At 70.9% G+C, this 18,661-nt stretch carries 13 protein-coding genes; 9 read left to right on the top strand and 4 right to left on the bottom strand.

Annotated elements, in window-relative coordinates; translation table 11 throughout:
* Window position 1 precedes the first annotated feature (1 nt).
* The 9 genes from hypF (at window position 2) to EYW49_RS04925 (ending at window position 10,629) form a co-directional block, all read left to right on the top strand.
* Window positions 2-2,338, top strand: coding sequence for a carbamoyltransferase HypF (hypF, locus tag EYW49_RS04965; protein ID WP_131306824.1), 2,337 nt, complete (start codon window positions 2-4; stop codon window positions 2,336-2,338).
* 18 nt (window positions 2,339-2,356) lie between these two features.
* Window positions 2,357-2,593, top strand: coding sequence for a HypC/HybG/HupF family hydrogenase formation chaperone (locus EYW49_RS04960; protein ID WP_131306822.1), 237 nt, complete (start codon window positions 2,357-2,359; stop codon window positions 2,591-2,593).
* A complete protein-coding gene (gene hypD / locus EYW49_RS04955) occupies window positions 2,590-3,744 on the top strand; it encodes a hydrogenase formation protein HypD (protein WP_131306820.1) in 1,155 nt (384 codons plus the stop codon). The genes EYW49_RS04960 and hypD overlap by 4 nt, the downstream gene beginning before the upstream one ends.
* Window positions 3,745-3,779: 35 nt before the next feature.
* Window positions 3,780-4,808, top strand: a complete 1,029-nt coding sequence (gene hypE, locus EYW49_RS04950; protein WP_131307006.1) for a hydrogenase expression/formation protein HypE — start codon at window positions 3,780-3,782, stop codon at window positions 4,806-4,808.
* Window positions 4,809-4,916: 108 nt separating this feature from the next.
* A complete protein-coding gene (locus EYW49_RS04945; RefSeq protein ID WP_131306818.1) occupies window positions 4,917-6,530 on the top strand; it encodes a phytoene desaturase family protein in 1,614 nt (537 codons plus the stop codon).
* Between the two features lie 154 nt (window positions 6,531-6,684).
* A complete protein-coding gene (locus EYW49_RS04940) occupies window positions 6,685-7,530 on the top strand; it encodes an ABC transporter substrate-binding protein (protein WP_131306816.1) in 846 nt (281 codons plus the stop codon).
* Window positions 7,531-7,695: 165 nt separating this feature from the next.
* Window positions 7,696-8,826 (top strand): amino acid ABC transporter permease, encoded by a 1,131-nt coding sequence (locus EYW49_RS04935; RefSeq protein ID WP_131306814.1) that lies wholly within the window; start codon window positions 7,696-7,698, stop codon window positions 8,824-8,826.
* A 40-nt stretch (window positions 8,827-8,866) separates the two neighbouring features.
* Window positions 8,867-9,613 (top strand): amino acid ABC transporter ATP-binding protein, encoded by a 747-nt coding sequence (locus EYW49_RS04930; protein WP_131306812.1) that lies wholly within the window; start codon window positions 8,867-8,869, stop codon window positions 9,611-9,613.
* A 308-nt stretch (window positions 9,614-9,921) separates the two neighbouring features.
* A complete protein-coding gene (locus EYW49_RS04925) occupies window positions 9,922-10,629 on the top strand; it encodes a L,D-transpeptidase (protein WP_131306810.1) in 708 nt (235 codons plus the stop codon).
* Here the strand turns inward: EYW49_RS04925 and EYW49_RS04920 are convergent.
* From EYW49_RS04920 to leuB, 4 genes are all read right to left on the bottom strand, one after another.
* On the bottom strand, window positions 10,584-11,531 hold the full coding sequence (locus EYW49_RS04920; RefSeq protein ID WP_131306808.1) for a transglutaminase family protein: 948 nt from the start codon (window positions 11,529-11,531) through the stop codon (window positions 10,584-10,586). The genes EYW49_RS04925 and EYW49_RS04920 overlap by 46 nt on opposite strands.
* Before the next feature lie 4 nt (window positions 11,532-11,535).
* A complete protein-coding gene (locus EYW49_RS04915) occupies window positions 11,536-14,025 on the bottom strand; it encodes a circularly permuted type 2 ATP-grasp protein (protein WP_228259504.1) in 2,490 nt (829 codons plus the stop codon).
* Between the two features lie 32 nt (window positions 14,026-14,057).
* A complete protein-coding gene (locus EYW49_RS04910; RefSeq protein ID WP_131306806.1) occupies window positions 14,058-17,360 on the bottom strand; it encodes a transglutaminase family protein in 3,303 nt (1,100 codons plus the stop codon).
* 157 nt (window positions 17,361-17,517) lie between these two features.
* On the bottom strand, window positions 17,518-18,630 hold the full coding sequence (gene leuB, locus EYW49_RS04905; RefSeq protein ID WP_131306804.1) for a 3-isopropylmalate dehydrogenase: 1,113 nt from the start codon (window positions 18,628-18,630) through the stop codon (window positions 17,518-17,520).
* Window positions 18,631-18,661: the final 31 nt, after the last annotated feature.

Below are 18,661 nucleotides of genomic sequence, written 5' to 3'. Positions count from 1 at the left end.
GATGGCCGAAGACCCCGCCCCGGCGGCGCCGTCGCCGGTCGGCCGCCCCGTCGAACGGTTGCGGATCCGGGTGCGCGGCGCGGTCCAGGGGGTCGGCATGCGGCCCTTCGTGCATCGGCTGGCGACCGAGCTCGGGCTCGCCGGCCACGTGCTCAACGACGGCGACGGCGTGGCGATCGAGGTCGAGGGGAGCGATCTCGCGGCCTTTCTCGCCCGCCTGGAGCGGGAGGCGCCGCCGCTCGCCCGGCTGGAGAGCGTCGTCGCGGAAGCCCTGGCGTCGACCGGGGCGAGGGATTTTCGCATCGACGAGAGCGTCGGCGGGCGGGTCACCACCCGGGTGCCGCCGGACGCCGCCACCTGCCCGGCCTGCCTCGGCGATCTGTTCGATCCGACGAGCCGATTCCACCGCTACCCCTTCGTCAACTGCACCCATTGCGGTCCGCGCTTCACCATCACCGCGCGCCTGCCCTACGACCGGCCGCAGACGGCGATGGCGGGCTTTGCGATGTGCCCCGCCTGCGCCCGCGACTATCGCGATCCGACCGACCGGCGCTTCCATGCCGAACCGATCGCCTGTCCGGCCTGCGGGCCGCGGCTGACCCGGCCGGTCGCCGACATCGTCGCGGCGCTGAAGGCCGGCCGCATCGTCGCGGTCAAGGGGCTCGGCGGTTTTCATCTGATGTGCGACGCCGGCGACGAGGCGGTGGTGGCGGAGCTGCGCCGGCGCAAGAACCGCGACGCCAAGCCCTTCGCGGTGATGGTCGCCGATGCCGGTTCGCTCGACCGGGTGGCGCGGCCTAGCGCCGCCGAACGGGCGCTGTTTGCGTCCACCGCGGCGCCGATCGTGGTGATGGCGGCGGTTCCCGGCGCGGTGGCGCCGTCGGTGGCGCCACGGCTCGGGCGGATCGGGGTGATGGCGGCGCATACGCCTTTGCATCACCTGATCTTCCGCGAGGCGGCCGGCGGGCCGTTCGATCGCGCCGCGCCGGACGGGCCCAATCCCTTCGTCGTCGTGGCGACCAGCGCCAATCCCGGCGGCGAACCGCTGGTGGTCGACGATACGGAAGCCGAGCGACGGCTCGCCGGCATCGCCGATCTGATCGTCGGCCACGATCGGCCGATCGTCATCCGCGCCGACGACAGCGTCGCCGGCGTGATCGACGGCGCGCCGGCGTTTCTGCGCCGCTCGCGCGGCTTCGTGCCCGAGCCGATCGATCTCGGCGCCGACGGCCCGCCGGTGCTGGCGACCGGGGCGTATCTCAAGACCACGGTGACGGTGACCCGCGGCCGCGAGGCCTTCGTGTCGCAGCACGTCGGCGATCTCGACACGGTCGAGACCCTGCGCTTCCACCGCGAGACCGCGGCGCATCTCCTGGCCCTGCTCGACGTGCGGCCGGCGGTGGTCGCCTGCGATCTCCACCCCGATTTCGCCTCGTCGCGCTTCGCCGGCGAGTTCGACGTGCCGGTGGTGGCGGTGCAGCACCATGCCGCCCATGTCGCGGCGATCGCCGCCGAACACCGCGTCGCCGGGCCGATCTTCGGTCTGGCGCTCGACGGCATCGGCCACGGCGACGACGGCGGCGCCTGGGGCGGCGAAGCGCTGCGGCTCGACGGCGGGCGCTGGACGCGGCTCGGCCATCTCGCACCGCTGGCGCTGCCGGGCGGCGATCGGGCGGCGCGCGAGCCGTGGCGGATGGCGCTGGCGGCGCTGGCCCATGTCGGCGCCCTCGACCGCTGGCCGGCGCTGCTTTCGGGCGTGCCGGCGGCGGGCGCGGTGGCGAAACGCCTCGAAGCGGGGCGCGAGGCGACCACCACCTCGGCCGGGCGGCTGTTCGACGCCGCGGCGGCGCTGCTCGGGGTGCGGCTGACCCAGGACCACGAGGCGCAGGCGGCGATGGAGCTCGAAGCGCTGGTGACGGCACCGGTGCTGGGCTCGGGGCTCCACACCATCACCGACGGCGTCCTCGACTTCGCGCCGTTGATCGAACGGCTGGCCCGCGGCGATCTCGATGCCGCCGCCGGCGCCGATCTGTTCCACGGGGCGCTGATCGACGGGCTCGCGGATTGGAGCGCGGGTTGGACGCGGCCGGGCGACGCAATCGCGCTGGGCGGCGGCTGCCTGATGAACCGGGTGCTGGCGGAAGGGCTCTGCGGGGCGCTGCGGGACGCCGGGCGGGTGCCGCTGCTGGCGCGGGCCGTGCCGGCCAACGACGGCGGCCTGTCGCTGGGGCAGGCGGCGATGGCGCGGGCGATCGCCATCCGGGTCGAAACGCATGGCCGCGACGGCCCCGGTGCGGTATCTCTGGAAGACCGCGGCAGCGTGCCGCAGATCGATTGAACCGAGGAACGCTTCGCCATGTGTCTCGCCATTCCGGCGCAGGTCCGCGAAATTCTGCCCGACGGGATGGCCCGGGTCGGCCTCGACGGCGTCGTCAAGGAGATCTCCACGGCGCTGGTCGGAGACCTCGCGGTCGGCGACTACGTGATCGTCCATGTCGGCTTCGCGCTGTCCAAGATCGACGCGGTGGAGGCGGAGCGCACCCTGGCGCTGCTCGCCGAAGCGGCGGGGGCGCCGGCGGAGGCGATGGCATGAAGCACGTCGACGAATACCGCGACGGCAAATTGGCGCGCGCCATCGCCGCGACCATCGCCGCCGAGGCGGATCCGACGCGCGACTATGCCTTCATGGAATTCTGCGGCGGCCATACCCACGCGATCTCGCGCTACGGCCTCGAGGACCTGTTGCCGGCCAACGTGCGGATGATCCACGGGCCGGGCTGTCCGGTCTGCGTGCTGCCGATCGGTCGCGTCGACGAGGCGATCGAGCTCGCCAAGAATCCGGACGTGACGCTGGCCACCTATGCCGATCTGATGCGGGTGCCGGGCTCGCGCGGCGCGAGCCTGATCAAGGCCAAGGCGGCGGGCGCCGACATCCGCATGGTCTATTCGACCCTCGACGCGATCCGCATCGCCGAGGAGCGGCCGGACCGTCAGGTGGTGTTCTTCGCCATCGGCTTCGAGACCACCACCCCGCCGAGCGCCATGGCGGTGAAGCTCGCGGAAGCCCGGGGGCTCACCAATTTCTCGATCTTCTGCAACCACGTGCTGACCCCTTCGGCGATCCGGGCGATCCTCGAGGCGCCGAAGACCGGCGGGCTGCCGCCGGTGCGGATCCAGGGGTTCCTCGGCCCCAGCCATGTCTCGGCGATCATCGGCACCAAGCCCTACGACACCTTCGTCGCGGAGTTCGCCCAGCGCATCGTGGTCTCGGGCTTCGAACCGCTCGACGTGATGCAGTCGATCCTGATGCTGCTGCGTCAGGTCAACGAAGGCCGCACCGCTGTGGAGAACCAGTACATCCGCGCGGTCACGCCCGAAGGCAATCGCGCCGCCCAGGCGCTGGTCGACGAGGTGTTCGAATTGCGCGACAGTTTCGAATGGCGCGGCCTCGGGGCGATCCCGCACTCGGCGCTGCGGCTGCGCGAGCGTTACGCGACCTTCGACGCCGAACGGCGTTTCGCCATGACGCCGATCGTCGCCTCCGACAATCCGGCCTGCGAGTGCGGGACGATCCTGATCGGCGCCAAGCAGCCCGCCGACTGCCGGCTGTTCGGCACGGTGTGCACGCCGGAGACGCCGATGGGCAGTTGCATGGTGTCGTCGGAGGGCGCCTGCGCGGCGCATTGGACCTACGGCCGCTTCCGCGATCGGGCGCGGGCGAGCGCCGGGAGGGCCGCGTCGTGAGCGAGACCCGCGAACCGCGGCTGCGTCGGCGCCGCATGGACGTGAAGAGCGGCCGCGTCGATCTCTCGCACGGGGCCGGCGGACGGGCCTCGGCGCAGTTGATCGACGAGATCTTCCGCGACGCCTTTTCCAATGCCTGGCTCGACCAGGGCAACGATCAGGCGGCCTTCGACGTGCCGCTGGTCCCCGGCGGCCGGATGGTGATGGCCACCGACGCCCATGTGATCACGCCGCTGTTCTTCCCCGGTGGCGACATCGGCTCGCTCGCCGTGCACGGCACGATCAACGACGTCGCGGTCGGCGGGGCGGTGCCACTGCATCTGGCGGTCAGCTTCATCGTCGAGGAGGGCTTCCCGCTCGCCGACCTCAAGCGCATCGCCGACAGCATGGGCCGGGCGAGCCGCGAGGCCGGGGTGCCGATCGTCACCGGCGACACCAAGGTGGTCGAGCGCGGTAAGGCCGACGGGGTGTTCATCACCACCACCGGCATCGGCGTGCTGGCGCCGGGGGTGGAGCTCTCGGGCGACCGCGCACGGCCGGGCGACGTGGTGCTGCTGTCCGGGTCGATCGGCGACCACGGCGTGGCGATCATGGCGAGCCGCGAGAATCTCGGCTTCGAAACGGCGATCGTCTCGGATTCGGCGGCGCTGCACCGGCTGACCGCGGCGATGGTGGCGGCCGGCGGAACCGGTCTCAAGCTGATGCGCGATCCGACCCGCGGTGGGCTGGCCGCGACCCTCAACGAGATCGCCACCCAGTCGCGGGTCGGCATCCGCATCGCCGAAGAGGCGCTGCCGATCAAGGCCCAGGTGGTGGCGGCCTGCGAGCTGCTCGGGCTCGATCCGCTCAACGTCGCCAACGAGGGCAAGCTGGTGGCGGTGGTCGAGGCGGGCGCCGCGGAGGCGGTGCTGGCGGCGATGCGTGCCGATCCGCTCGGCCGCGAGGCGGTGGCGATCGGCGAAGTGATCGAGGACGATCGCAGCTTCGTGCAGATGACCACGTCCTTCGGCGGCGGCCGCATCGTCGACTGGCTGACCGGCGAGCAACTGCCGCGGATCTGCTGAACGGGGCGGCGGCGCCCGCCCGCGGGCGACGTGCCGCACCCGGCCTCCTTGACAGTCGTATCACAAGCCTTTCCGATGGCGTCGCGACACCTCGGGGGAGTATCGGCGATGCGGGATGCGATCGTGGTCGGCGGCGGCCACAACGGCCTGGTGACGGCGGCCTATCTGGCGGCGGCGGGGCTGAAGGTGACGGTGCTGGAGCGCCGGTCGGTGGTCGGCGGCGCGGCGGTCACCGAGGAGTTCCACCCCGGCTTCCGCAATTCGGTCGCCGCCTACACGGTGTCGCTGCTCAACCCGAAAGTGATCGCCGATCTCGACCTCGCCGGCCACGGCCTCCGGGTGGTCGAGCGGCGGATGTCGAACTTCCTGCCCTTGCCCGACGGGCGGGCGCTGGAGGTCGGACCGGGGCGGACCCAGGCCTCGCTCGCCCAGTTCTCGACGCGTGACGCCGAGCGGCTCGACGCCTATGGCGCGCGGCTCGATCGCATGGCCGACGTGATCCGCGACGTGGTGCTGGAGACGCCGCCCAACGTGGTGACCGGGCGCGGCGTCCTGGCGCTGCTGCCGCAGCTGATCTCGGCCGGGCGGCTGGGAAATCGCTTCCGCAAGCTCGACCTTGAGGGCCAGCGCGATCTCCTGGAGATCTTCACCCGCTCGGCCGGCGACTATCTCGACCAGTGGTTCGAGAGCGATCCGATCAAGGCGATCTACGGCTTCGACGGGGTGGTCGGCAACTATGCCAGCCCCTATGCCGCGGGATCGGCCTATGTGCTGCTCCACCACTGTTTCGGCGAGGTCAACGGCCGGCGCGGCGTGTGGGGCCATGCGATCGGCGGCATGGGGGCGATCTCGCAGGCGATGGCCCGGTCGGCGGCGGCGCGCGGCGCCGAGATCCGGGTCTCGACCGGCGTCGCCGAGATCCTGGTCGAGAAGGGCCGGGCGGTCGGGGTGGTCACGGACACCGGCGAAGTGATCCGGGCGCGGACGGTGGTGTCCGGGGTCCATCCGAAGCTCCTGTTCGAGCGGATGCTCGATCCGACGACCCTGCCGGCGGATTTCCGCGCGCGGATCGCTTCGTGGCGCTCGGGCTCGGGCACCTTCCGGATGAATCTGGCGCTGAGCGAGCTGCCGAGCTTCACCTGCCGCCCCGGCCGCGAGGTCGGCGACCATCACAGCGCCGGCATCGTCGTGGCGCCGAGCCTCGCCTACATGGAAAAGGCCTATTTCGACGCCCGCCTCCACGGCTGGTCGGCGCAACCGATCGTCGAGATGCTGATCCCCTCGACCCTCGACGACGGCCTCGCGCCGAAGGGCTGCCACGTCGCCAGCCTGTTCTGCCAGCACGTCGCCCCGACCCTGCCCGACGGGCGGTCGTGGGACGCGGTCCGCGACACCGTCGCCGACGTGATGATCGCCACCGTCGACGCCCAGGCGCCGGGGTTCAAGGCCTCGGTGATCGCCCGCCAGATCCTCTCGCCGCTCGATCTCGAACGCGATTTCGGCCTCGTCGGCGGCGACATCTTCCACGGGGCGCTCGGACTCGACCAGATGTTCTCGGCCCGGCCGGCGCTGGGACATGCCGATTATCGGGCGCCGATCGCCGGGCTCTACATGTGCGGCTCGGGGACGCACCCCGGCGGCGGCGTCACCGGGGCCCCGGGACACAACGCGGCGCGGGAAATCCTCCGCGACCTGCGGCGCGGACGCGTGCCCAAGACCTGAGCAGGCGGCGAGACGAGAAAATCCTTCCGACATTTTCTGTGCAGGTCAGGGTTTTTTCCCGGTTCCCAAAGGCGAATTCGGCGTTAACATGACGCCCACGAACCCGGCGCCCGCCGGGCTCGACACAGCCTTTCGCCATAAGAGGCCCACTTCCATGAGATTCTCGTCGAAGACCCGTTACGGCGTCGCCCTGGCCGCATTCACCGCCGTCGCGACCCTGTCCCTCGCCGCCGTCGCCGCCGACAAGATCGGCAACTGCGAGGTGACCGGCAAGAAGGGCGAATTCTCGATCAAGCCGGCGATCGCCGGTCAGCTGACCTACGAGACCAACCTGCCGGCCCCCGGCTGGAACAACGGCGACACCCCGGAAGCGATCAAGGACGGCTACGAATATTGCCTCGCCGCCAACATCGCCTGGCGTCTGGGCCTCGACAAGGTGGTGGTCAAGAACGTCGACTTCGACGCGCTGGTCGCCGGCCAGACCAAGGACTTCGACATCGCCCTGTCGCAGATCTCGATCACCGACAAGCGCAAGGAAGTGGTGCAGTTCTCGGTGCCCTACTTCGATTCCGACGTCGGCGTGCTCGCCAAGAAGGGCAAGAAGGTCGAGGCCGGCGACATGAAGAACCTGCGCATCGGCGTGCAGCAGGGCACCACCGGCGCCGACTTCGTCGCCGACACCCTGAAGCCCAAGACCCCGGCCAAGGTGTTCCCCGACACCCCGGCGATGTTCACCGCGCTGATGGCCAACCAGATCGACGTGGCGATGACCGACACGGCGATCGTCGTGCCGCAGGCCGCGACCTCGGGCGGCAAGCAGGTGGTGGTCGGTCAGTATTCGACCGGTGAGAAGTACGGCGCGCTGTTCCCGAAGGGCGCGGCGAGCGCTGCGACGATCGACAAGATCATCGCCGCCCTGGTCGCCGACGGCACCACCAAGAAGCTCGAGAAGAAGTACCTCGCCGGGGACATGTCGAAGATCCCCGCCTTCAAGCCCTGATCGGCAACGACGTAGCCGATTGCCGGCGGACGGGGCGCCTGCGTCCCGTCCGAAGCGGCGTGTCGACCCTCACGGGGCCGGCGCGGCCGAACCGGTGATCGCTCCGCCCCGGTGCAGTCCGGGTCGTCCGACGCGGCGACCCGCCACGAGCGAGCGTGCGAATCGATGGACGAATCCTCGGAAGCTTCGGCGGTCGACCGAACGCGGGCGCCGCGCCCCACGCGGCAGTGGAAGCCGGCGCCTCCCCGGTCCGTCGTCGGGCTCGCATCGCTGGCCGTCCTGGTGGCGGCGGCCGCGGTCCTGTCGGCGGTGTGGACCGCCGGATCGATCCGCGAGGCGCTCGACAGCCTGTCGGCCGACACCGCCTGGGTCAACGTCGGGCTCTATTCGGTCGCGGCGCTGGCGATGGTGCTGTTCGTCCCGGCGGTGAAGGGTCTGCAGACCGCGATCGAGGCCCGACGCCTGATCCGCATCGATCTCGCCGAGGCGCGGGCGACCACCGCCGACGCTCAGGAGAAGTCGCGGCTGGCGATCGGCTATGCGGTGGCCTTCGCCATCGTGCTGCTGTTCGGGCTGTTCCTGATCGCCAACGAGATCGCCGTCGGCAAGACCTTCTTCGACCTCGGCCTGATCTTCGAGACCGGCGCCCTGGTGGCCTCGGCCTTCTGGGTCAACGTCGAGATCTTCATGATCGCCGAGGTCCTGGTGCTGGTCTGGGGCCTGCTGATCGCCGTGGCGCGGCTGGCGCCGGGGCGGGCCGGTGCGCCGATCCGGCTGATCGCCACGGCCTACGTCGATCTGTTCCGCGGCCTGCCGGCGATCATCGCGATCTATCTGGTCGGTTTCGGCCTGCCGCTGACCGATCTGCCGATCCTGCGCGACATGACGCCGACGATGTTCGCGATCCTGGCGCTGACCCTGACCTACGGCGCCTATGTCTCGGAGGTCTACCGCTCCGGCATCGAGAGCGTGCACTGGAGCCAGACGGCGGCGGCGCGTTCGCTCGGTTTCTCCCATTCCCAGACGCTGCGCTACGTGGTGGTGCCCCAGGCGGTGCGGCGGATCATCCCGCCGCTGCTCAACGACTTCATCAGTCTGCAGAAGGACACGGCGCTGGTCAGCGTGATCGGCACCGTCGACGCCTTCAATCAGGCCAAGATCATCGCCTCGAACCACTTCAATCTGTCGTCGGTGACGACGGTGGCGGTCCTGTTCGTGCTGATCACCATTCCGCAGGCCCGGCTCGTCGACAAGCTGATCGAGCGCGACCAGAAGCGGATGCGGGCCGGCGGCTGAGATCCGCCCCGGCCCCCGACATCTCCGGAGAACACGAGCGATGGCACTGGTCGAAATCCGCGACGTGCGCAAGACCTACGGCGGCGTCGTGCCGGTCCTCAACGGCATCACCCTCGACGTCGAGGAGCATCAGGTGGTGTGCCTGATCGGCCCCTCGGGCTGCGGCAAGTCCACCCTGCTGCGTTGCATCAACGGGCTCGAGGGGATCGACGGCGGCGAGATCCGGCTGCACGGCGACCGGGTGTCGGGGCCGGGCGTCGATCTCGACGCGCTGCGGCGCGACGTCGGCATCGTGTTCCAGAGCTTCAATCTGTTCCCGCACATGAGCGTGGTCGACAACATCACCGCGGCGCCGATCAAGGTGCTCGGGCTCGGCCGCAAGGAAGCGCGCGAGCGGGCGATGGAACTGCTCGCCCGCATCCAGCTCGACAAGAAGGCCGACGAATTCCCCGACCGGCTGTCGGGCGGTCAACAGCAGCGGGTGGCGATCGTGCGCGCCCTGGCGATGGATCCGATCGTGCTGCTGCTCGACGAGATCACCTCGGCGCTCGACCCGGAACTGGTCTCGGAAGTGCTCAACATCGTGCGCGACCTGCGCCAGGAGGGCATGACCATGGTGCTGGCGACCCACGAGATGGGTTTCGCCAAGGAAGTGGCGAGCAAGGTGTGCTTCCTCTACGGCGGCGTCGTCCACGAGGAAGGGCCGCCGGCGGAGATCTTCTCCGATCCCCACGACGAGCGCACCCGGTCGTTCCTGCAGCGGATCATCGAGGCCGGCCGCCTGTGAGGCGGGCCGGGACCGCGGCGCCGTTCCGGACCCGGTTCGGGCTCACGATCTGTTGATCGCCGCGTGTGCGTCGGATCGATGTCACAGTCGCCGGAAACCGCCCGCGCCGTCATCGACTTCTGCCACTTTCCCATGATCTCGCCGCATTCCGCCCCGATCCAGAAGGTCGGTGGGCGATCGCGGTTGCCGAGGTGTCAGGACCGACCGGTCTCGGCGCAGATGGACGGAACGGGCGCGGGCCCGGTGCGTTTCCCCAGCGGAGCCGTACCGGGACGGGCGGACCGGAAAACGAAGGTCGGATCAGGATGATGGAATTCGAGACGTCGAACGGGAACGAGCGGGCGACCACCGGTGGTCGGACCACGCGTCGCGCACTGTTGGTCGGCGCCATGGCGGCGCTCGCCGCCGGCTGCACGCCGGTGATCTACGCCGAACGCTACCGGCTCGAGGCGGGCGGCCCGCATCGCGGTGCCGATTCCTACGCGACGATCTACGGCCCGATCGACGACGAACGCTTCCCGCTCGACGCGCTCGACCTCTCCGAGATCGATCCCGAATATCTGCGCCAGGTGGTCGCCTTCAACGGGCCGGAACGGCCGGGCACGGTGATCGTGGCGCCGTCGGAGCGTCACCTCTATCTGGTGCTCGAAGGCGGCCGCGCCGTGCGCTACGGCGTCGGGGTGGGGCGCGAGGGCTTCGCCTGGTCCGGCCGGGCGACGATCCGGCGCAAGGCCGAATGGCCGACCTGGACGCCGCCGCACGAGATGACCCTGCGCGATCCGGAAGCCGCCAAATGGGCGTCGGGCATGCCCGGCGGGCCGGACAATCCGCTCGGCGCGCGCGCCCTCTATCTCTATCAGGGGGATCGCGACACGCTCTACCGGCTGCACGGCAACAACGATCCGTCGAGCATCGGCAAGGCGGTGTCGTCGGGCTGCATCCGCATGCTCAACCACGACATCATCGATCTCTACCGACGGGTGCCGGTCGGCTCGCCGGTGGTGGTCACCGGCTGAGGCGGCGCCTCGGCGGCGTCGGGATCGGGGCTCTCGACGACGTCGACGGCCACCGACAGGCCTTGCGCCCCGGTGGTGACCAGCACCCCGGACACCGGCGACACGTCGGAATAGTCGCGGCCGACGGCCACCACGATGTGGTCCTCGGCGGCGACGATGCCGTTGGTCGGATCGAAGCCGAGCCAACCGAGCGTCGCGCCGCACCACACCTCGACCCAGGCATGCATGGCGTCGGCGCCTTCCAGGCGCTCGCGGCCGGGCGGCGGCACGGTGCGCAGGTAGCCGCCGACATAGGCCGCCGGCAGGCCGAGGCCGCGCAATCCGGCGATCATCACATGGGCGAAGTCCTGGCAGACGCCGTGGCGGGCGGTGAAGGCGTCGAGCAGCGGCGTGCCGACGTCGGTCTCGCCGGGGGCATAGGTGAAGTCCTCCCAGATCCGCCGGGTCAGATCGAGGGCGCCGGCGAGAATCGTGCGGCCTTCGGGAAAGCTCTCGGCGGTCCAGGCGGTGACCGCCGGGGCCAGCGCGATGCGCCGGCTCGGGAACAGAAACTGCACCGGATCGCTGGGCAGCAGGCCGCGCGAGCGGGCGGTCGCTTCGCGGATCGCCGTCCACACCGGAGTCGGGTCGGGTTCGAGCGACGGCGGCGGCTCGACCACCACGGTGGCGGTGGAGCGGATGGTCAACCGACGGTGTGGCACCCGGAAGGCGGTGCGCAGCACGTGGTTGCCGAAGAAGTCGAGCCCGTCGACGGCGAGTGCGGCGACCGGCTCCAGCACTAGGCGCGCGGTCAGCACGTGCTGGCGCGGGCGCTCGACCGGGGTCAGGCGGACGCGGCAGTCGGCGAAGGGTACGGGGACGCCCCAGTCGTAGACCGTCACGTGGGAAATGTCGTAGCGCACCCGCTCACTCCTCGAGGGCATCCGTGGCCGCGGCGACCGGCGAGGCATGGCCGAAACAGCGGGTGGTGACGGCGTCGGACAACGCCATCAGATCGGCGACGATGGCTTCGATGCGGGTGGTGTCGAAGATCGCCGGGTCACTCGCCGCGAGGATCTCGGTCAGGCGGGCGACGATCCGATCGGCGGCATCGGGGATGCCGCCGTGGCGGCCGGGCAGCGCCGCGAGATGCTCGCGGATGCGCGCGACCTGGAAGGCCACGGCGCGCGGATTGGCCTCGTCGAGCAGCACCAGATCGAGCACCGGGCGGCGGGCCGAGCCGGCGAGATAGCGCATGCGATAGGTCAGGCGGCCGTCGGCGAGGTCGAGCAGCAGATCGAGGGCGTCGACGTCGGTGCCGTCCTCGGCGAAGCGGCGGGCCGAGCGCGACAGGCCGATCGCCCGCTCGATGCGCCGGCCGAGGTCGAGGAAACGCCAGCCCTCGCGGCGGTTCATGTTCTCGTGGGCGAGGCCGACGATCGCCGCGATGGTGCGCAGGGCCTTCTCGATCTCGCCGAACAGGTCGCGGCGGTGGGCGGCGTCGGGGTCGCGCAGGCGATCGCGCAGGTCGATCAGGGCGCGCCAGGCGTCGGGCGACAGACGGTCGCGCACCACCGCGCCGGTGCGATGGGCCTCGGCGACGAGCGAGGCGACCGAGCCGGAGCCGTCGCCCCACAGGGCGCTCTCGGCGACCGGGTCGTCGTCCTCCTCCGCCGCGCCCCAGGTGACCAGCAGGCGGGCGATGCGGCGGGCGAGATCGGGCGAGATCTCGACGACGCCGTCGTCGTTGCCGTCGAGGCCGCGCAGCAGGCGCAGGGTGGTCTCGGCGCGTTCGACGTAGCGGCCGAACCAGAACAGGTTGTCGGCGGCGCGGGCCGGCAGGATGCCGCCGTCGCGGCGGATCTCGGCGGCGTCTGGCTCGGGCAGCAGGCGGACCTCGGGCCGGGTCGCCGGGGCGGTGCCGATCACCCAGACGTCGCCGGAGCGGCCGCCGCGCTGCATCGACAGGAAGCGGGCGTCCTCGCGTTCGGAGAAACGGGCGAGGCCGCCGGGCATCGCCCGCCAGCCGGTCGGGGTGCGGGCGACGAAGATGCGGATCGAGAAGGGGCGCGGGGCGAGGCGGCCCTTGTCGAAGATCGGCGCGGTCGACAGGCGCAGCGGTTCGCGGCCGACGAAATCGACGCCGCGGCGCTCGACCTTGGCGACGTAACGCTCGCGATCGGCCTTGGACAGGCGCGCGCCGAGCACGCCGGCGCTGTCGAGGATGCCGGGCAGCGAGCGGCCGAAGGCCGGGGCCAGGGCGAGATCCTGGAGATTGCGCAGCACCGTCGCCCGCGCCGCGGGTTCGCCGCACCACCAGGTCGCGACGTTGGGCAGGAGCAGTTGTTCGCCGAGCAGGCGGCGGGCGAGGCCGGGCAGATAGCCGGTGAGCGCCGGCGCCTCGACCAGGCCGGAGCCGAGCGCATTGGCGACCACCACCCGACCGGCGCGCACCGCCTCCGTGAGGCCGGGCACGCCGAGGCGCGAACCGGGGTTCAGCTCGAGCGGGTCGGAGAAGTCGGCGTCGACGCGGCGCAGCAGCACGTCGACCGGCTCCAGGCCCTCGACGGTGCGCACCGAGACGCCGGCCGAGGAGGCGACGAGATCGCCGCCTTCGACCAGCTGGAAGCCGAGGCAGCGGGCGAGGAAGGCATGTTCGAAATAGGTCTCGTTCCAGGGGCCCGGGCTGAACAGGGCGACGCGGGCGTCGTCGCGGCTGCTCGCCTCGACGAGGCCGGAGCGCAGCGCCTGGAAGAACGGCCCGAGCCGTTCGACGCCGAGGGAATCGAACAGTTCCGGCAGGACCCGCGACAGGGCGATGCGGTTCTCGATGGCGTAGCCGGCGCCCGACGGCGCCTGGGTACGGTCGGCCAAGACCCACCAGCGGCCGTCGGGGGCGCGGCTGACGTCGGCGGCGTAGAGGTGGAGGTGATGGCCGTCGGCGGGGCGGACCCCGGCGAGCGGACGCAGGAATTCGGGATTGCCGGCGACGATCGCCGCCGGCACGGCGCCGTCGGCGACCAGGGTGGCGTCGCCCATCAGGTCGCCGAGCACCGCCTCGAACAGGCGGGCGCGCTGGACCACGCCTTCGGCGAGCTTTTCCCAGTCGGCCTCGGTCAGGACGATCGGCAGATGGGCGAGCGGCCACGGCCGGTCGACGTCGCCGCCCTCGCCGTAGACCCGGTAGACGACGCCGGATTCGCGCAGATAGCGGTCGGCACCGGCGAAGCGGGTGGCGGTCTCGACCGCGCCGAGGCCGGCGAGGTGGGACAGCACCGGCAGCCAGTGCGGCCGCACCCGACCTTCGGCGTCGATCATCTCGTCGTGGACACCGGGCAGCCCGCGATAGCCGCCGACCAGCGCGGCGACGGCAGGGTCGGTGCCGCGACCCCACGGCATGGCCAGTTCCAACTGCATCGGCGCCACGGACGTCTCCGCTCGGTTCCCCCTCAGAGCCGCGACGGCGGGCGCCTGAGATCGAGGGTCAGGGGATGTTCGTCGGTCCGCTCGGCGGGCGGCACGTGCACGAAGCCGGGAGTATGCCCGTGTTCGACGAAACGCGCGAGCCGGCGCGCCTCCGCCTCGTAGGAATTGACCGGGAAGGTCTCGTAGTTGCGCCCGCCCGGGTGGGCGACGTGATAGACGCAGCCGCCGAGCGAGCGGTTGGTCCAGCGGTCGATCAGATCGAAGGTCAGGGGCGGATTGGTCGGAATGGTCGGGTGGATGCCCGAAGCCGGCTGCCACGCCTTGTAGCGCACCCCGGCCACCGCCTCACCGGAACGCCCGGTCGAGGTCATCGGCAGGGCCCGGCCGTTGCAGGTGACGATGTGGCGCGACGGGTTGAGGCCGGTCGCCAGGATCTGCAGCCGTTCGACCGAGGAATCGACGTAGCGCACCGTGCCGCCGGCCGCGCCCTCCTCGCCGGTGACGTGCCAGGGCTCCAGGGCCTGACGGACCTCGAGGGCGACGCCGCCGTGTTCGACCTTGCCGTAGAACGGGAAGCGGAATTCGTACTGGGCCTGGAACCACAGGGGATCGAATTCGTAGCCGGCGTGACGCAGGTCGGCGAGCACGCCCTGGAAGTCCTCGCGGACGAAGTGCGGCAGCATGAAGCGGTCGTGCAGGGCGGTGCCCCAGCGCACGAAGTCGCCGGTCTGGGGTTCGCGCCACAGCCAGGCGATCAGCGCCCGGATCAGCAGCTGCTGGGCGAGCGACATGCGCGCGTCCGGCGGCATCTCGAAGGAGCGGAACTCGACCAGACCGAGGCGGCCGGTCGGGCCGTCGGGCGAGAACAGCTTGTCGATGCAGATCTCGGTGCGGTGGGTGTTGCCCGAGGTGTCGACCAGGAGATTGCGGAACAGCCGGTCGACGACCCACGGCAAGGGCGCATAGCCCTCGCCGGGGGCCGGCACCTGGGCCATGGCGATCTCGAGCTCGTAGAGGCCGTCGTGGCGGGCCTCGTCGATGCGCGGGGCCTGGGAGGTCGGGCCGATGAACAGGCCGGAGAACAGGTAGCTGAGCGAGGGCCGGCGCTGCCAGTAGAGCACCAGGCTCTTCAGCAGGTCGGGCCGGCGCAGGAACGGGCTGTCGGCGGGGGCGCGGGCGCCGACCACCACGTGGTTGCCGCCGCCGGTACCGGTGTGGCGGCCGTCGACCATGAACTTCTCGGTGCCGAGCCGCGAGGCGCGGGCCTCTTCGTAGAGCTTGGTGGTGATCGCGACGCAGGTCGGCCAATCCTCGGCCGGCTGGACGTTGACCTCGATCACGCCCGGGTCGGGGGTGACCTTGATCACCTCGAGCCGCGGGTCCCACGGCGGCGGATAGCCCTCGATGTGGACCGGCAGGCCGGTCGCTTCGGCCGTCGCCTCGACCGCGGCGATCAGCTCGAGATAGTCGTCGAGCGTCTCGACCGGCGGCATGAAGACGTTGAGGATGCCGTCGCGGGCCTCGACCGACAGGGCGGTGCGGACCTTGTCGGCGCCGATTTCCTCGACGAAGCGCTGGGTGAGGCGCTCGGCCGGGCCGGTGCGGCGGTAGATCTGGGCGAGATCGTCGGGATCGGGCAGATCGGGGCGCTCGGCGAAGGGATCGCGCTCCATGATGTAGGGATAGCTGCTCGGCGGGATGTAGGGCAGGGTCGCCATCGGCAGGCGGTAGCCGACCGGTGAATCGCCGGGAATCAGGAACAGACGCTCGCGGCGCAGGCGCCACTTCTCCGAATACCAGCCGGTGCCGGCGGCGGCGTTCCAGCGCTGGACCGGCAGGACGTGGCCGGTCGGCCGGGTCAGGCCGTGGTCGAACACCCGGGCGATGCGGTGGCGGTCCTCGGCGTTCTCCAGCTTGGAATCAGACGGATCGAGGTTGACCGGCAGCTTGGCCTCCTGGACCAGCCAATGGGCGGGGTCCTCGTAGGCCGGCATCACGTAGTCGGCGCCGATGTCGAGACGCTCGGCGATGCCCTCGGCGATCCGCCGCGAGGCTTCGAAGTCGGCGTCGCGGCGGCCGCCCTCGCGGGCGATCAGCGCCGGATCGCGCCAGATCGGTCGGCCGTCCTTGCGCCAATAGAGGCCGAAGGCCCAGCGCGGCAGGCTTTCGCCGGGGTACCACTTGCCCTGGCCGTAGTGGAGGAAGCCGCCGGGGGCGAAGCGGTCGCGCAGCCGGCGGATCAGGTCGTCGGCGCGTTCGCGCTTGGTCGGCCCGACCGCGGCGGTGTTCCATTCGGCCGACTGGTAGTCGTCGATCGACACGAAGGTCGGCTCGCCGCCCATGGTCAGGCGGACGTCGTGGGTGGCGAGATCCTCGTCGACCCGGCGGCCGAGGGCGTCGAGCGCCTCCCAGGCGTCGTCGGAGAAGGGGGCGGTGACCCGCGGCTTCTCGGCGATGCGGTCGACCCGCATCTGGAAATCGAATTCGACCTCGGCATATTCGACCAGACCGGTGATCGGCGCGGCCGAGCGATAGTGCGGCGTGCCACAGAGCGGCAGATGGCCCTCGCCGGCGAACAGTCCGGAGGTCGGGTCGAGGCCGATCCAGCCGGCGCCGGGCAGATAGACCTCGGCCCAGGCGTGGAGATCGGTGAAGTCGTGGTCGGTGCCCGAGGGGCCGTCGAGGGCCTTCACGTCGGGCCGCAGCTGGATCAGGTAGCCGGAGACGAAGCGCGCGGCGAGGCCGAGGCGGCGGGCGAGCTGGACCAGCAGCCAGGCGGTGTCGCGGCACGAGCCGGAGGCGAGTTCGAGGGTCTCCTCGGGCTCCTGGACCCCGGGCTCCATGCGGATGACGTAGCGGATGTCCTGCGACAGCTTCTGATTCAGCGCGACCAGGAAGTCGACGGTCGGGGTCGCCTCGCGGCGGGCGCCGGCGAGATAGGCCTCGAAACGTTCGCCGGTCGGCTCGGGCGCCAGATAGGGCTTCAGCTCTTCGGCCAGTTCCGGCGGATAGGTGAAGGGGAAGCTCTGGGCATAATCCTCAAGGAAGAAGTCGAAGGGGTTGAACACCGCCAGTTCGGCGAGCAGATCGACCTCGATGCGGAACTCCGTGGTCTTCTCCGGGAAGACGAAGCGCGCCGCCCAGTTGCCGTGCGGGTCCTGCTGCCAGTTGACGAAATGGGGCTCCGGGGTCACCCGCAGCGAGTAGCTGGTGACCTTGGTCCGGCAATGGGGGGCCGGTCTCAGCCGGATGATCTGCGGCCCCAGCTGGACGGGGCGGTCATAGGAATAGGCGGTGAGATGATGCAGGGCGGTCTGAATGGCCAAGGTCGGGCTCGCTGGCAGGAACTGATCGACGACGCGCCAGCCTAAACTGTGTGCAGCCGGATGCAACGACAAAGCCGACCCCCGAACGACTCCGCCCCGCCACCGTCGCGTGGACGGAGCGGGGCGGGCGTCGAATCGGGAGCGGGGGAGGGGCGCGTCAGACCGCGAGGCGGTCCAGGGCGGCGATCACCGCGTCGCCCATCTCCTTGGTCGAGACCGTGTTTTCGCCCACCTTGGCGATGTCGGCGGTGCGCAGGCCGGAGTCGAGGACGGCGGCGATGGCCGTCTCCAGGAGGTCGGCGGCGTCGCCGAGATCGAGGGAATAGCGCAGCGCCATGGCGAAGGAACCGATCATGGCGATCGGGTTGGCGAGGCCCTTGCCGGCGATGTCGGGGGCCGAGCCGTGGACCGGCTCGTACATCGCCTTGCGCTTGCCGGTCACCGGATCGGTCTCGCCGAGCGAGGCCGAGGGCAGCATGCCGAGCGAGCCGGTGAGCATCGCGGCGATGTCGGACAGGACGTCGCCGAACAGGTTGTCGGTGCAGATGACGTCGTACTGCTTGGGCCGGCGGACCAGCTGCATGGCGCAGTTGTCGGCGAGCACGTGCTCGAGCTCGACGTCGGCGAACTCTTCGCGGCCGACGCGGGTGACCACCTGGTTCCACAGCACGCCGGTCTTCATGACGTTGCGCTTCTCGGCCGAGGAGACCTTGTTGCGGCGGGTGCGGGCGAGTTCGAAGGCGACGCGGGCGATCCGCTCGATCTCGTGGGTGGAATAGACCTGGGTGTCGACGGCGCGCTTCTCGCCGTTCTCGAGCGTCACGATCTCCTTGGGCTCGCCGAAATAGACACCGCCGGTCAGTTCGCGGACGATCAGGATGTCGAGGCCTTCGACGATCTCGCGCTTCAGCGACGAGGCGTCGGCGAGCGCCGGATAGCAGATCGCCGGACGCAGATTGGCGAACAGGCCGAGGTCCTTGCGCAGGCGCAGCAGGCCCGCCTCGGGGCGGGCGTCGTAGGGCACGGCGTCCCACTTGGGGCCGCCGACCGCGCCGAAGATCACCGCGTCGGAGGCTTGCGCCAGCGCCATGTCGGCGTCGGAGATCGCCTTGCCGTGGACGTCGTAGGCCGAACCGCCGACCAGCCCGCGCTCGGTCTCGAAGCGGGCGATGCCGCGGGCCTGGAACCAGGCCACGACCTTCTCCACCTCGACCATGATCTCGGTGCCGATGCCGTCGCCGGGGAGAAGGAACAGATTGAAGGAGGCCATGGTCGATGTCCGTTCGTGAGGGGTCCGCGCG

It is taken from the genome of Siculibacillus lacustris, assembly GCF_004328075.1.
Classification (GTDB): Bacteria; Pseudomonadota; Alphaproteobacteria; order Rhizobiales; family Ancalomicrobiaceae; genus Siculibacillus; species Siculibacillus lacustris.
The sequence above is the reverse complement of the archived record's forward strand: the minus strand, read 5'-3'. Positions and strand labels throughout refer to the sequence as shown.

What these genes read in the sequence shown, in the direction of transcription:
- EYW49_RS04945 (WP_131306818.1), top strand. Translation starts at nt 4,917, where the DNA reads ATGCGGGATGCGATCGTGGTCGGCGGCGGCCACAACGGCCTGGTGACG.
- hypF (WP_131306824.1), top strand. Translation starts at nt 2, where the DNA reads ATGGCCGAAGACCCCGCCCCGGCGGCGCCGTCGCCGGTCGGCCGCCCC.
- hypD (WP_131306820.1), top strand. Translation starts at nt 2,590, where the DNA reads ATGAAGCACGTCGACGAATACCGCGACGGCAAATTGGCGCGCGCCATC.
- leuB (WP_131306804.1), bottom strand. Translation starts at nt 18,630, where the DNA reads ATGGCCTCCTTCAATCTGTTCCTTCTCCCCGGCGACGGCATCGGCACC.
- EYW49_RS04915 (WP_228259504.1), bottom strand. Translation starts at nt 14,025, where the DNA reads ATGCAGTTGGAACTGGCCATGCCGTGGGGTCGCGGCACCGACCCTGCC.
- EYW49_RS04935 (WP_131306814.1), top strand. Translation starts at nt 7,696, where the DNA reads ATGGACGAATCCTCGGAAGCTTCGGCGGTCGACCGAACGCGGGCGCCG.
- EYW49_RS04930 (WP_131306812.1), top strand. Translation starts at nt 8,867, where the DNA reads ATGGCACTGGTCGAAATCCGCGACGTGCGCAAGACCTACGGCGGCGTC.
- hypE (WP_131307006.1), top strand. Translation starts at nt 3,780, where the DNA reads ATGGACGTGAAGAGCGGCCGCGTCGATCTCTCGCACGGGGCCGGCGGA.
- EYW49_RS04940 (WP_131306816.1), top strand. Translation starts at nt 6,685, where the DNA reads ATGAGATTCTCGTCGAAGACCCGTTACGGCGTCGCCCTGGCCGCATTC.
- EYW49_RS04960 (WP_131306822.1), top strand. Translation starts at nt 2,357, where the DNA reads ATGTGTCTCGCCATTCCGGCGCAGGTCCGCGAAATTCTGCCCGACGGG.
- EYW49_RS04925 (WP_131306810.1), top strand. Translation starts at nt 9,922, where the DNA reads ATGGAATTCGAGACGTCGAACGGGAACGAGCGGGCGACCACCGGTGGT.